The organism is Fibrella rubiginis (genome assembly GCF_017353185.1).
Lineage (GTDB): Bacteria > Bacteroidota > Bacteroidia > Cytophagales > Spirosomataceae > Fibrella > Fibrella rubiginis.
The window spans coordinates 61,956-76,197 of sequence record NZ_JAFMYV010000015.1 but is presented as its reverse complement, the minus strand read 5'-3'; the positions used below and the strand labels follow the sequence as shown (position 1 = coordinate 76,197).

The 14,242-nt window shown below is 55.4% G+C and carries 13 protein-coding genes; 8 read left to right on the top strand and 5 right to left on the bottom strand.

The window, feature by feature from the left end; translation table 11 throughout:
- The first annotated feature begins 16 nt into the window (after window positions 1-16).
- Window positions 17-595 carry a Uma2 family endonuclease gene (locus tag J2I47_RS23480; RefSeq protein WP_207367058.1) on the top strand — a complete coding sequence of 193 codons (579 nt, stop codon included), beginning with the start codon at window positions 17-19 and terminating at the stop codon, window positions 593-595.
- Window positions 596-599: 4 nt separating this feature from the next.
- On the opposite strand, the gene dprA is transcribed toward J2I47_RS23480, so the two are convergent.
- Complete coding sequence (gene dprA / locus J2I47_RS23475; protein ID WP_310587725.1) at window positions 600-1,718, bottom strand: DNA-processing protein DprA; 1,119 nt, start codon at window positions 1,716-1,718, stop codon at window positions 600-602.
- 244 nt (window positions 1,719-1,962) lie between these two features.
- Here dprA and J2I47_RS23470 point away from each other — a divergent pair, with 244 nt between their 5' ends.
- The 5 genes from J2I47_RS23470 to J2I47_RS26705 all read left to right on the top strand — a co-directional run bounded on the left by J2I47_RS23470 (window position 1,963) and on the right by J2I47_RS26705 (window position 9,491).
- Window positions 1,963-2,517, top strand: a complete 555-nt coding sequence (locus J2I47_RS23470; protein ID WP_207367057.1) for a fasciclin domain-containing protein — start codon at window positions 1,963-1,965, stop codon at window positions 2,515-2,517.
- Window positions 2,518-2,684: 167 nt separating this feature from the next.
- Window positions 2,685-5,960, top strand: a complete 3,276-nt coding sequence (locus tag J2I47_RS23465) for a S41 family peptidase (protein ID WP_207367056.1) — start codon at window positions 2,685-2,687, stop codon at window positions 5,958-5,960.
- 148 nt (window positions 5,961-6,108) lie between these two features.
- Entirely contained in the window at window positions 6,109-7,596 is a 1,488-nt protein-coding gene (locus J2I47_RS23460; protein WP_229374906.1) for a hypothetical protein, read from the top strand.
- A gap of 40 nt (window positions 7,597-7,636) precedes the next feature.
- Window positions 7,637-9,211, top strand: coding sequence for a cytochrome-c peroxidase (locus J2I47_RS23455; protein WP_229374905.1), 1,575 nt, complete (start codon window positions 7,637-7,639; stop codon window positions 9,209-9,211).
- Window positions 9,212-9,221: 10 nt separating this feature from the next.
- On the top strand, window positions 9,222-9,491 hold the full coding sequence (locus J2I47_RS26705) for a hypothetical protein (RefSeq protein ID WP_229374904.1): 270 nt from the start codon (window positions 9,222-9,224) through the stop codon (window positions 9,489-9,491).
- Between the two features lie 10 nt (window positions 9,492-9,501).
- On the opposite strand, the gene J2I47_RS23450 is transcribed toward J2I47_RS26705, so the two are convergent.
- Window positions 9,502-10,029: a hypothetical protein gene (locus J2I47_RS23450; RefSeq protein ID WP_207367055.1), complete on the bottom strand. Its 528-nt coding sequence runs from the start codon at window positions 10,027-10,029 to the stop codon at window positions 9,502-9,504.
- A 202-nt stretch (window positions 10,030-10,231) separates the two neighbouring features.
- On the opposite strand from J2I47_RS23450, the gene J2I47_RS23445 reads away from it, so the two are divergent.
- On the top strand, window positions 10,232-10,837 hold the full coding sequence (locus J2I47_RS23445) for a fasciclin domain-containing protein (protein WP_207367054.1): 606 nt from the start codon (window positions 10,232-10,234) through the stop codon (window positions 10,835-10,837).
- Between the two features lie 5 nt (window positions 10,838-10,842).
- On the opposite strand, the gene J2I47_RS23440 is transcribed toward J2I47_RS23445, so the two are convergent.
- Together J2I47_RS23440 and J2I47_RS23435 are read right to left on the bottom strand one after the other, a co-directional pair.
- Window positions 10,843-11,895, bottom strand: coding sequence for an SO2930 family diheme c-type cytochrome (locus J2I47_RS23440; protein WP_207367053.1), 1,053 nt, complete (start codon window positions 11,893-11,895; stop codon window positions 10,843-10,845).
- Window positions 11,896-11,956: 61 nt separating this feature from the next.
- On the bottom strand, window positions 11,957-13,153 hold the full coding sequence (locus J2I47_RS23435) for a parallel beta-helix domain-containing protein (protein ID WP_229374903.1): 1,197 nt from the start codon (window positions 13,151-13,153) through the stop codon (window positions 11,957-11,959).
- 187 nt (window positions 13,154-13,340) lie between these two features.
- On the opposite strand from J2I47_RS23435, the gene J2I47_RS23430 reads away from it, so the two are divergent.
- On the top strand, window positions 13,341-13,622 hold the full coding sequence (locus tag J2I47_RS23430) for a GlsB/YeaQ/YmgE family stress response membrane protein (RefSeq protein WP_229374902.1): 282 nt from the start codon (window positions 13,341-13,343) through the stop codon (window positions 13,620-13,622).
- 82 nt (window positions 13,623-13,704) lie between these two features.
- On the opposite strand, the gene J2I47_RS23425 is transcribed toward J2I47_RS23430, so the two are convergent.
- On the bottom strand, window positions 13,705-14,076 hold the full coding sequence (locus J2I47_RS23425) for a MerR family transcriptional regulator (protein WP_207367052.1): 372 nt from the start codon (window positions 14,074-14,076) through the stop codon (window positions 13,705-13,707).
- Window positions 14,077-14,242: the final 166 nt, after the last annotated feature.

Below are 14,242 nucleotides of genomic sequence, written 5' to 3'. Positions count from 1 at the left end.
CAAACGAAAAAATAAGATGATAGCCATTCCGAAAAAGAAATACACGTTTGATGAATATCTCGCACTGGAACGCGCAGAAGGTATTCGCTATGAATTTTGGAATGGTGACGTTGTCGCCATGGCCGGGGCCACCAAACGCCATAATGTATTAGTGCAAAATACCACGTTTAGTCTTCGTGCATTCACCCGCAAAAATGGCTGTCAAGTCTTTTCCGAGAACGTACGAATGAGGCTACCTGCCAGCGAGAAGTATGTTTACCCCGACGTGGTTTACACCTGCGAACCGGACGATTTGAAAGATGATCAGGGCATTTACGTGACAAGCCCCTGCCTCCTAATCGAAGTATTATCAGATTCGACGGGGGCCGACGATGATCATAAAAAGCGGTTGCACTACTTTAAAATTCCTTCCCTTCAATACTACCTGCTGGTTCATCAGGATGCATACAAAGTGGAAGTCTACGAACGCTCAGCCGACTTCTGGGCGTACCGGCTTTACGAAGGGATAAACACGCAGATCCCGTTGAACAACATTAACGTAACGCTTTCGATGATAGCCATTTACGAGGGGATCGAGGTAGAGGAAGAGTTGTAAACCCCTACACATACACCACCTCATACCGCTTGCCCGGCAGGGTGCGGACATAACCGCGGAATTCGAGGCTGAGAAGTAGCGAGGCCAGTTGCCCCATCGGAATCTGCGATTGCCAGCTTAGCTCGTCGACGTGGATAGCGGGGTTTTGGCGAAGCAACGACACCACCTGTGTTTCCTGGGTTGTGAAATCAAGCGGTAGGGGCGCAGAGGCCGACGATTTAGCAGCAACCTGCTTGGCGGGGTCCACATCCCAGTTTAGGGTTTCGATCAGGTCGGCTGGGCTGGTATAGATCTGGGCTTTGTTTTCGCGGAGGAGCTTGTTGCAGCCCGCCGAAAACTGCTGCGTCACCTGCCCCGGTACGGCAAACACCTCCCGATTATAATTGTTGGCGTATTCGGCGGTGATTAGTGCGCCCCCTTTGGCGGCGGCTTCAACAATCACCACGGCGTCACTGAGGCCCGCGATGATGCGGTTGCGGGCGGGGAAAAAGCGCGGGTCGGGTTTCACACCGGGCAGGTGTTCGGTGAGCAGCGCGCCCAGTTCCTGCATGTCGTGGGCGGTGCGGGCGTGAGCAGACGGGTAGATGATGTCGATGCCACTGGCCATGACTCCTACCGTAGGCAAGCCCGCTGCGAGGCTCGCGCGGTGAGCAGCAATGTCGATGCCATAGGCCAGGCCGCTGATGATGGAGACGCCGTAGGGCTGCATCGTCTGCACAATCTCTTCCGTAATCCGTCGGCCATAGTCGGTGGCCTGCCGGGTACCCACCAGGGCCAGGGTGCGCGTGGCGTTCAGGTCGGCGTTACCCAATTTATAGAGCAGGGCCGGGGCGTCGTAAAGCGTTTTGAGGCGGGTAGGGTAGTTTGCGTCGGTATAGAACAGGACCGACGTACCCGTTTTTTCGAGCAGCCGAACGGCCTTCTCTGCGTCGGGGAGCAGGTTTGGCTGACGGATGGCGCGGGCCGTGACTTCGCCGATGCCGGGAATTTTCATCAGCCGGGCCGGAGGCATGGCCAATATGGCTTCGGCTGAGCCGCCGTAACTAATGAGTTGCCGGATGAGTACGCCGCCCACGCCGGGTACCAGCGAGAGCGCAATCTGATGAACGTTATAGGTAGGCACGAGTGATGTTACGGTGGAAAATCCTGAGCCACAATCATATGCATTTCCACCCTGAATTGCTAAAAGAATTGGACGCTGGATACTGGACACTGGATGTTGGACACTGGACCAGATCACCAATGTCCAGCATCCAATATCCGGCATCCAGCGTCCAGCCTCCACTTATTTAGCGGTATACTTTAAAAGCGGGAAGGCTGTTTTTAGGATAAGACGATATTGTTGATAGGATTAAACTACTTCTCCGATGAAAAAGAAACTAAAGCCTATTCTCCTGCTGGCTTTTCTGGCGGTGGCAGGTGGCGCCCATGCCCAAACAGACACCATCAGGCAATCAGCAGGTGCTGCTAGTAAGTCGTTGAGCGCCAAGGCGACGAACAAAGACCTGGCGGGTAGCCTGGCCGGTGCCACTGATTTTTCAACGCTGCAATCGGCGCTAACAGCCTCTGGATTAGCCGACAAGGCCAAGGAACAGGGCCCTTACACGGTATTTGCCCCGTCGAACGACGCGTTTGCCAAACTACCCACCGGTACGCTGGAAACACTGACGGCACCAGCCAGCAAAGACAAACTCGCCGCTATTCTGGCAAACCATGTGGTGTCGGGCAGTTTTTCGGCGGCCGATTTAAAGGATGGTCAAACGCTGAAAACCGTGGGCGGTGGTACGCTGACGGTACGCAAACAGGGTAACTCCGTCATGCTGACCGACGCCAAAGGCGGTTCGGCGATGGTTACTACCGCCGATATCCAGGCTACCAACGGTATGGTTCATGCCGTAGACAGTGTGTTAATGCCCAAGTGAGTCCCGATTCTGTACCCCGACCCGTAACGCCACCGCCTGCTTTTCTGCCCAGTCAGAAAGCGGCGGTGGTTTTTTTGTGGGCAAAAGTAACCTGATACAAACCGATCCTTTGTCTGCCAACAACGTCAAGCAATAAACCGACGTCAACCGGCATCGATTCTATACGTATGAAAACACTATACACACGATTTTTCCTTGCGCTGATTGCCTGTTCTGTAAGCAACTACAAACCAGCATCAGCTCAGGCAACAACCCCCACGCCCCGGTACGCGTTTGCCGAACCGGCCCTGTCGCCCGACGGGGGTGAGATAGCGTTTGTGGCCGGGGGCGATATCTGGACCGTGTCCGCCGCCGGGGGTGAAGCCCGGTTGCTGGTGGCCCATGCCGACAACGAATCGCGTCCGCTGTACTCGCCCGACGGCAAATACCTGGCGTTTGGCTCAACCCGTTCCGGCAACGGCGACATCTACCTGCTCACCCTCGCCACGGGCGACCTGCGTCGCCTGACGTTCGATGATGGATCAGAGAGCCTGACGGGCTGGTCGCACGATGGGAAGATGGTGTATTTTCAACTGACCAGCCGCGACATCTCCGGCATGAATGATATTTATCGCGTAGCCATGGGTGGCGGCACACCCATGCCCGTCACCGCCGACCGGTATGCCAGCGAGTTCTTCGGTACGCCCTCCCCCGACGGCAGCACGCTGGCATTTTCGGCACGGGGTATTGCGGCCGCGCAATGGTGGCGCAAAGGCAGCAGCCACCTCGACCAAACCGAAATCTGGACCTGCGCCATTGGCACTAAAAAGAGCGACAAGCCTGCTTATGAGCGACTTACCGAAGGTGGCGCCAAAGAACTCTGGCCGCTTTGGAGTGCCGATGGCAAGACGCTCTACTACATGTCGGACCGGAACGGCAACCAGAACCTCTGGTCGAAACCGCTTAAGGGTCAACCCGTTATGCTGACCAACTTCACCAACGGCCGGGTGCTGTGGCCGTCGATGAGTGCGAACGGGAAAGCCATTGTGTTCGAGCGGGATTTTGGAATCTGGATGTATGACATGGCAGGCAAACAGGCCGCGCCGGTAGCCATCCGGTTGCGAGGCGCGGCGGCGGGCCTGGCCGTTGACCACCAGAAACTGACAACCCAGTTTCGAGATCTGGTGGTATCACCCGATGGCAAAAAAGTGGCGTTTACGGCTCATGGAGAGGTATTTGCGGCCTCGGCCAAAGATGGCGGCGATGCCATTCGGGTGAGCAACAGCCCGGCGGTGGAGTCGCAGGTGGCGTGGACCCCCAACAGTCGCAGCCTGATTTATTCCAGTACCCGCCACGGCATGGCCAACCTGTTTCAGTACGACTTTTCGACCCACGCCGAAACCCGCCTCACCGACTCGCCCCTCGATGACAGCTCACCGGTGGTATCGCCCGACGGGCTTTCGGTGGCGTACATGCGCAACGGGCAGGAACTGCGGGTGATGGAACTGAGCACGAAAAAAGACCGGCTGCTCTACAAAGGCTATCTGGGTCGGCCACCGTTTGTGGGTTCGGGCACGGTAACGTGGTCGCCCGATGGCAAGTGGCTGGCGTTTCTGGCTTATGGAACCAAAACGTTCCGTAACGTATGGGTGGTGCCTGCTGCCGGGGGTGACAGCAAACCGGTAAGCTTTTTGGCCAATACCTTTGGCGGCAACGTAAACTGGAGCCCGGACGGCAAGTACATCCTGTTTGGCACCAACCAGCGAACCGAAACAGCGCAGATTGCCCGCGTAGACCTGGTGCTCAAGGCGCCGAAATTCCGGGAAGACCAGTTTCGGGACTTGTTCAACGAAGAGGTGCCCAAGAATTTAAAGCCCACCACAACCCCTGCAACACCCGAAAAACAGGCCCCACGCGACACAGCAGCGGTTTCTTCGCCTAAATCAAAATCAGCCACAACCATTGCCTTCGACGGTATCCGGCAGCGGTTGAGTATGTTGCCGGTGGGTGTTGATGTTGATCAGCAGTCGATCAGCAAAGACGGAAAAACGCTGTTACTGGTGGCTACCGTGGCGGGTCGGCAGAATTTGTACACGTATTCGCTCGACGAAACCAGCGCCGAACGCCCTGTGGCCCGGCAACTGACTACCACGCCCGGACAAAAAAGCAACGCCCAGTTTACGGCCGACGGCAAGGATGTTTTCTACCTGGAGCAGGGCAAGATTCAGTCTGTTTCTCTCGAAAAACGGGAGCCAAAACTCCTGGCCGTCACGGCTGAACTTGACGTTGATTTCGCCGCTGAAAAACTCCAGATGTTCGCTCAGGCGTGGGATGTGCAGAACAAAGGCTTCTACGACCCCGCCTTCCACGGTGCCGACTGGAACGCCATACGCACGCAGTATGAGCCACTGGCGGCCGGTGCCCGCACGCCCGACGAGCTTCGTCGACTGCTGAACCTGATGGTGGGCGAACTAAACGCGTCGCACTCCGGTGTGGCGGCACCGGCCGGTACCGCCGACGTAACAACCGGGCGGCTGGGCCTGCGTTTCGACCGGATCACGTATGAAAACACCGGCAAATTGCTCATTACCGAAGTAGTTACACTGGGTCCGGCGGCGCTGCCCGGCACGATCAAACCCGGCGATTATCTGCTGGGCGTAGACGGCACCACCATCGACGGTACGATCAATCTGGAGCAGTTGCTGAACAACAAAATCAACCGCCAAACGACCCTGATGGTGGCAGCGGGCCCTTCGGCACCCCCGCGCGAGGTAAGCGTGATGCCCGTAAATCTGGTTACCGAAAAAGGCTTGCTCTACAAACAGTGGGTAGAACAGCAGCGGGCGTACGTCGAAAAAGCCAGCGGCGGCCGACTCGGCTACGTGCACATGTTCGACATGTCGGCGGAGTCGCTGAATCAGCTTTACATTGATCTGGATGCCGACAACCATGCCCGCGATGGCGTCGTGGTCGACGTGCGCAACAACAACGGCGGTTTTGTGAACCCCTACGCCATCGACGTGTTTGCCCGGAAAGGTTACCTCACCATGACCTCGCGGGGGTTGCCCTCGGCCCCGGCCCGGTCGCAGCTGGGTCAGCGCGCGCTGGAAACACCCACGATTCTGGTAACGAATCAGCACTCACTGTCCGACGCCGAAGATTTCACGGAAGGCTACCGGACCCTGAAGCTGGGCAAGGTAGTGGGCGAACCCACGGCGGGCTGGATCATCTTCACCTCGGCGGCACAACTCATCGACGGCTCGTCGATCCGGCTGCCGTTCTCCAAAATCACCGACAACACCGGTAAGGACATGGAACTGGCCCCGCGCCCCGTAGACATACCCGTATCGCGCCCTATCGGTGAAAGCTACACCGACCAGAATACGCAATTGGGCGTGGCCGTAAAGGAACTCATCAAACAGTTGGACGATGCCAAACCGGGCAAACTAAGTAGTGGTAAATGACAGATAATTTGTTGGTTAACGGCGTTTTACAGCAACATAAACTGTACATTATCCTGGCGTCATTAACTTGACAATCTGGTAACCTGGCATTAAAATCCGGTTAACACGTAGGGGCGTACTTTGGGCGCAAAACTCATACGCCCCCTACATGAACAACCGCCACATCTCCCTTTACGGAGTCACTGCCACTGCGCTCCTGCTCTCGCTGCAAGGCTGCGATCACCTCGATAAACCCCAGACACCTAACCTGGATATCAAGCTGGTCAATCAGTCGGTGAACCCAGTGCTAGCCCAGACAATGCCCGGTTTTGAATCGGCGAACGTGTACTCGCTCATCAGCAGCGACGATAAGCTACCCCAGTCGCCAAACTTCGTCTTCGGTGGATCAGCCGACGGATCGGGCTTACTGAAAAATGCCGACGGCACGTTTACGATGTTGGTGAACCACGAAGACAATTTCTCCGTGTCGCGCCTCACGTTCGACAAAACGCTGAAGCCCGTCAAAGGTGACTATATCCTGAATTCGGATGGAGGTCAATGGCGGCTTTGCTCAGCCACGATGGCCACCCCCGCCGAACACGGTTTTGGTCCGCTTTACCTCACCTGCGGTGAAAGTGGGCAGGAATCACGTACCCACGCGGTGAACCCCTACGGCGACGCCAGCCAGAACGCCATCAGCCGGGAACTGGAAGGGCTGGGCCGATGGAGTGCCGAAAACGCCGTTCCGCTGAACAAAAATGCCTTCCCTGGCAAAACAGCTATCCTGATCGGCGACGATGACAGCGGCACAAACGGCGGCCAATTGGCCTTGTACCTAACCAACACGGTAGGTGATTTGCAAAATGGATCGCTCTATATGCTACGGCGCAGAGACGGCAACGCCCGCGAGATGGACATGAAAACGGGGGCCAAGTTCGACGTTGAGTTTGTGCAGATAGCCAACCACAAAACACTCACGGGTGCCCAGATCAACGCGGCCGTCAACGACCTTAAAGGCCTTAAGTTTGGCCGGGTGGAAGATATCGATTACCGGAAAGGGAGCGCCGCCAACAATCGGCAGGTATTTTTCAACGTAACGGGGCAGGCCAACACGGGTGTAAACGCTGATTATTCACGCTCAAAATATGGCCGTACCTATCGCCTCACGATGGATGCCAACGACCCACTGAAGGGTTCGCTGGAGGTAATTCTGGATGGCGACGACCGCAATGGTATTGCCAAAACGTTTCAGAACGTCGATAATATCTACGTTGGCACCAACTACCTCTACGTGCAGGAAGACCCCAACAGCTATGGCGATGAAACCCACGATTCATACATCTACCAGTATAATCTGGCTACAGGTGCGTTGAAACCCGCCCTAATTCTGGATCACCGCCGCACCGCCACCGATGCCGCCAAATACAACGTAGGAGGGTTGTCGAAGTTTGGTACTTGGGAATACGGGGCCATGATCGACGTGTCGGAGACAATCGGCATACCCGACGCCTTTATTATTTCGCTTCAGCCCCACACCTGGATCGGCGATCAATACCTGGGTCCAGACGGCGGTAAGTTGCGCTCGGTCAAAAGCACCAGCGATGTATCGAATCAGCAAGCCAGCCAATTGATTCTGGTACGCGGTCTGCCCCGCTAAACAGGCCAGTCAGCTCACTAACAAGCTTTTCCAGCAAGTTATGGCACAAACGTTTCCGCTGATGGAGGCGAGACGGATTCAGCGCACCCAGTCATGGTGGTTTCGGGTTAGTTTACTCGTGGCCGCTGTGGCTGGGTTATACCGCTACACGAATCCAACCCTCACCCCACTTCAGCAAGTACGGCAGCAGTATATAGCCGACATTGTTGCCCTCGATTCGGCCACGACGCGGCTGCACCACCTGCTGGCTACCAACCAATCAGCCCCTGCGTTACAACGGTCTTTCAGGCAAACCCGGCTGGCCTGGAAACGGGTCGAATGGCTGGCCGAGTTGTATAACCCCGAAACATCAAAGGCCATCAACGGACCAGCCCTGGCTGAAGTGGAGGAAGACGACGCCCTGCAAAACGAGATACAAGGCAATGGCTTACAGGCACTTGAAGAAGTCCTTTTTCCCTACGATCCGGCAAATCGGGCCGGGTTGGTGCAGCAGGCGGGCGTACTGCAATCGGCGGTGCGGCGGCTGCACAAGGTGTCGGTGAGCAACCCCATGACGGATAGTCACGTGTTCGATGCACTGCGGCTGGAGGTTTTCCGGCTTATTACGCTGGGTATCACGGGCTTCGACGCACCCATTGCCAACACGTCGCTGCCCGAAACCGCCGAAGCACTGGCCAGTATGCAGCGACACCTGTCGTTCTACCCCCTACCCGACCATGCCAGTGTGCTGGCTCGCCAACTCGATGAGGCCTTTGCCGGGGCCATCCATTACCTGAACCAATCAGGCTCATTTGCCAATTTTGACCGGCTGACGTTTATCCAGCAACACGCCAACATACTGAGCAGCAACCTATTGGATGCTCAGAAAGCCCTGTCTATCCCCGTATTTCAGGAAAGCAGGCTCTTATCTCCGGCAGCCCGCACCCTCAACGAACCCGACGCGTTTGACCCCAGCTATTTTGTTGATGCCACGGCCCACCGCGCCACCCCCAGCCGGATTTACCTGGGCAGGCAGTTATTCTACGATCCGATTTTGTCGGGTGCCCCGAACCGTAGTTGTGCCACCTGCCACCAGCCCGATAACGCGTTTACCGATGGGGAAACCAAAAACAGGGCCGTAGGTGGTTCGGCGGTTGGTCGAAGGGTACGGCGCAACACGCCAACGGTGCTCAACGCGGCGTTTCAGGCCGCTCAGTTTGCCGACTCGCGGGTGGCATTTCTGGAAGATCAGGCCAGCGATGTGATCCAGAATAAAGATGAAATGCACGGTTCGTTGCCCAACGCCGTGACCGCGCTGAGTAGCAACGCCGCCTACCGGGCTGCCTTTATGCGGGCCTACCCCGATGGCGTAACGGAGCGAAACCTGAAAAATGCCGTTGCCAGCTATATCCGGTCGCTTGTCAGCCTCGACACCCGCCTTGACCGGGCCATGCGCACCACCGACAAAGACGAACAGGAAACGTTGCTGTCGGCAGAGGAACGGCTTGGTTTTAACCTGTTTATGGGTAAAGCCAAATGTGCCACCTGCCACTTCTACCCGCTGTTTAACGGCACGGCCCCCCCCCACGTTTCAGAAAACGGAAAGCGAAGTGCTGGGCACACCCGCCACGGCTAACAAGAAGGCCTTGGATACTGATTTGGGGAAATTCAACACCACCCGCATCAACCTGCACCGGCATTCGTTCAAAACACCAACCGTGCGATTCAGTGCCAAAACAGCCCCCTACATGCACAATGGTGTGTTTGCAACGCTGGCCGAAGTAGTCGATTTTTATGACCGGGGTGGAGGGTCAGGGCTTGGTTTCGACCTACCCAACCAGACGTTACCCGCCGATGCCCTGCACCTGACCGTGGCCGAAAAAAAGGCGCTCATTGCCTTTCTCAAGGCATTATAAATAGAATCACCTACCGCCGCTTCATCGTGACGGTGTAGGTGGTTTTCACGGCCTGTCCGCTTAGATCCTGGTCGTTCACAAATTGAAGCGATATTAATTGATCCGTACCTGATTTAGTGACGGGTATCGACGTGGTTTTATTCTGGCTGTACAGAACAGCCGTGGTGTTGGTTTCGGTGAATGTTCGTCCGTCACCGAAGAGATAATCCAGAATAACCTTCGATTCAGGGACATTGCCGCAGGCGGGCAGGCTTGCCGAATTGGTGGTGTATGCCCCCGTTGCCGTAAAGGAAATTGTCAGGTCGGTCAGGCAGGTTTGGCCTTTCGCAGCCAGATAAGGAATGTAATCAGGGATGGGGGTAGCGCCGGTATACTGCACCCAGCCTGGGCTAAACGTAATCGCCGTGATACCCCAGTTGCCTACCAACGTAGGCGTAATGGTGGTGGTTATTACCGGATCGTCTTTCTTCTTACAGCCTGCCAACATAATGGCGTAGAATATTCCCAAAAACAGCCATGATCTAACGTGTGAGCGCATACAAAATTCTTGTTTGTATATAGAATTAGTTGTAGCCAAAGGTAAACGAAACAGGATACACATCCGGGACTATTGATTCAACGACGTGTTTAGCTAGGCCACAACAAACCTGCCGCCTGAAAAAAGATGGCAAACATTCTTCTAAATGAGCGAGTTGTATTTGTAGTATTTAAAATCAATAGAATTAATAGATAACCATCTCATGAAAAAGCACCTGAAGATTGTAGCCCTCTCGGCTATCACGTTTGTGGCAGGATCGGCCTACGCCCAGACCAACACCAACACCATGAACCGCCCAACGCCGGTGGGCTCTGCTCCATCGACAACCATGTCTGATTCGGCGAACAGGCCAACGCAGTCGGGTGTGGGATCGAAAGCAACGGGCACTGACCTGGCGGGTAGCCTGGCCAGCGCAACCGATTTTTCAACGCTGCAGACCGCCCTGGTAGCTGCTGGTTTGGCCGATAAGGCTAAAGAAGCCGGCCCCTTTACCGTTTTTGCTCCATCGAACGCCGCTTTTGATAAGTTGCCCGCCGGCACGCTTCAGAGCCTGACGCAGCCCGCCAGCAAAACGAAATTGCAGGGTATCTTGGCCTACCACGTGGTGCCGGGTAACGTAATGGCCGCCGATTTGAAAGACGGTCAGAAGATCAAGACGGTATCGGGTGGCACATTGACCGTGCGCAAAAAAGGCTCGGCTGTTATGCTGGTCGACGCCAAAGGTGGTTCGGCGATGGTTACCACCGCCGACATTCAGGCTACCAACGGCACCGTACACGCTATTGACAGTGTGCTGATGCCCAAGTAGTTGGTTCAGTTCAACGATTGAATCCACGCCCGGATCAGGGCAACACCTTCGCGGTGGGTCACCTTGCGCGACACCTCAGGCATCATGATGCCGGGATCGGTCGATTCGAGGCGGTAGAGCAAAATAGATTGGTCGGGTTGGCCGGGCACAATGTCGTAACGACGATTGCCCGACCCACGCCCCGCCGCCACGGGTGTCTTCAGGAGACCCAGGGCGGCGGGGCTTTTTTCATGTATAGACAGGTTCAATCCGCTGGTGCCGGCCGGGCCTTCGGGGCGGTGACAGTGTGCACAATTGATGTCGAGCCAGATGCGGGCGCGGTCATTGAGCGACCCCGTAGCGGGATCATTCCAGACGGGGGCTTTGGGCACGGTGTTTATATCGGGCACATCGGTTAACATGCCTTGTTTCTGCCAGGCTACTAACTGATTTGCAGCCCCCTGACCATAATCCAGTAGCCCATTTAGTTGCCGTGCCGAGGGGCCAATGGGCGTCATTACCTCGTTGCGGTTGTGGCAGCTTTTGCACTGATTCAGGTTGGGCATTACGTATTCCTGCTCGTGTTTCCGGCCCTCAGCGTCTACATACGCTACCATCTTGCGGTCGCCCGCCACTTCCAGAATGGCATCTGTCTGGTCCTCATTCCAGACGTATTCCAACGCTTTCCAACCCGACGTTTCCCGCAGCAGTAACCGCGTTTCCATGAGCTTTCGACCTTTGGCAGCATCACGGAAATCGACGGGAAAATAAAACGTCTTGATCAGCGTGGTGCCCACCGGAAAATCCATGACCTCGGCGGCATTATACTGCGCGGCCTGCCCGGCGGGAAGTTTGACGAAGCGCAGCTTTTCGGCATAGTCTGAAAACAACGGCGTGTTGAGTCGGTAGGGCATTACCCCTTCGGCGGGCTTCTGTTCGGCGATGTTACCCGCAAAAAAACCGTAAGCCGACAGCCGTTCGGGTACCGCTGTTGGCACCGATTTGTAAGTGGCGGAGAGCAGGCCAACAAGTGCGAAAAGGCCTAGAGAAACTAGAAATAGGTTTTTTTTGGTTGGCATTAGTTCATGTGTAGTTGGTGGCTTCGCGCTCTGTGGCTACGCGAAGCCTGCACACCCCCTGTCATTTCCCCACCGCTGCCACGGGGGGCAGATCACAGGTGTAGGGCGTGGCATCGCGCGAGATGGCTTTGAAATTATTGCCCGCGTCGATGTTGGCGAAGGTGGCGTTTTTGTTGTTTTTCAAACAGATTGTGCGCTGACTGGCCGGGGCCTTATCATTGGTGACGCCATCCCAGATAATGTCGGGCACATTTTTACCAAAACGCAATTTGAACCGGAACATCAGCCCCATGCGCCCCTTGCGGGTGGGGTAGCCCGGCAATCGGCTGTAGGTATTGTCGTGAATGGCAATGTTCGTGGGGTACGGATTGTAGAGGCTGTCGCGGATGGGTTCTTCGGTCATGAAATAACTGATGACACCCGTCCCCAGCGATTTATTGTCGATGATCCGGTTGTTGAAAATCTCAACGTCGTTGGTAGCCAGAATCATCATGCCTGTTCCGGCCGGGACCCTGGCTACAATGTTACCTTTCGGCGCAAAATTGTCGAGGTTGTTGTGCTCAATCAGGTTGTTGAATACCCGCACCTGCCCGCCTTTCTTCTGCACCAGATCGGGCAGGTCGAATACCAGAATGCCTCCTGTGTTGGCATAGGCGTGGTTTTCGGACACGTCGGCCCCAACGGAATTTTCAATTTCAATGCCCGCCACGTTATGGTAGGCCGTGCAGTTGCGCACCACAATCTGCCGCGACTGCCCCACGTAGATACCCGCGTCGGAAGCCCCTACGGCGGTGCAGCTGAGAATCTGTACGTTCTGGCACTGTACCGGATACAGGCCGTAGGAGCCGTTGGTCGCTTTAGGGTCGCCGGTCCATTCCACCAGCAGGTTGCGGAAGGTGATGCCATCTACGTTCATGGTCTTGATGCAGTCGCCTTTAGAGTCCTGCAACGTCATGTTTTCGATGGTAATGTTGGTGCCGTTAGTCACGCGCAAGCCCTCGGCGCCTTCGGTTTGCCCCCGAAACGACAATACGGTTTTGCCCACGCCCGCGCCCCTAATCGTTACGTTCTTTTTGTCCTGCAAGGATAAGCTGCCAGCCAGCGAAAACGTCCCGGCGGGCAATTGAACGGTAGTACCATCTTCGGCCAGAATCAGGTCGGTCTGAATTTTCTTTTGCACGTCGGGTTGAGCAACAGCCGTTGTGGTGACCAGCAAGCTCATCAGCCACCAGAGATATAGATGCAGATATGATTTCATAACAAGGTAAAGAATTGGTTATCAGGCCAAAAAGAGTGAAGGGCGTGTACTATTGCTGTTTTGCAAGTTAGTGAAATTCAAGGCAAGAGCGCCTCGCTTCCTGCGGTTTCAGACCTGGCTTAACTGGTCTGCCCACCCCGGCCACTCACTCATTTTTCAGGATACTGCCCAACATTTCACGTTATTCATGCACCAAAACGTTTTGGTATCCTTCACTAAACCTTATTATATCATGGGCTTCTTGTATTCGATTATCATTGGCGGCATCGCCGGTTACTTGGCCAGCCGCTTCATGGGCAGCCACAATTCAGCGCTGGTTAACATCATTCTTGGCATTGTGGGCGGCCTGGTAGGTGGCTTTATTGCCAGACGCCTGGGCAACGACCCAGACAACGATGGGCTGTTGATGAATCTGCTCATTGCCTTTGGTGGTGCGGTCGTGCTCATTTTTATTGGAAGACTATTCTAACCTCCGGCTATCCTATCAGATAGCTCCATTTAACACAAAAATGCCCCAGACATGTGTCTGGGGCATTTTTATTGGCTATACCCTACTGTTTACTGTTTGCTTTTACCTCCTGCCCGTTGCCACCCTCACTACCCAGACCATCGCGCAGGGTAGTCATAAACTGTTTGATTTCCCTGAGCTTATCGAGCACGGCGGCTGTCTCGTTGAGGGTGCCTTGTTTCTTGTTCAGGTACTCGCGGGCGCCCTGGAGTTTGAAGCCCCGGTTTTCGACCAGATCGAGGATTTCGCGCAGGTGGTCTATGTCTGTTTTGGTGTAAACGCGGTCGCCGGAGCGGTTTTTTTTGGGGCTGAGTGTCGGAAATTCTTTTTCATAATACCGCAACCGCGAAATGTTCACGTCGAACATGTCGGCCACTTCCCGGATGCTGTAATACCGCTTATCGCCCGATTCCATACCTGCGTTACGTTGTGATTTGACCGCCCCACGGCCTGTAGATGCCAATCTGAAGACGAAAATAGCGTAATTTTGTGGTACCCCACCCCCAGCCCTTCCCCTTAAACAGAGGGGAGGGGAGCCGCTCTACAAGAGCTTCGCGCTGTCGACTCTTTGCTCAGAATAC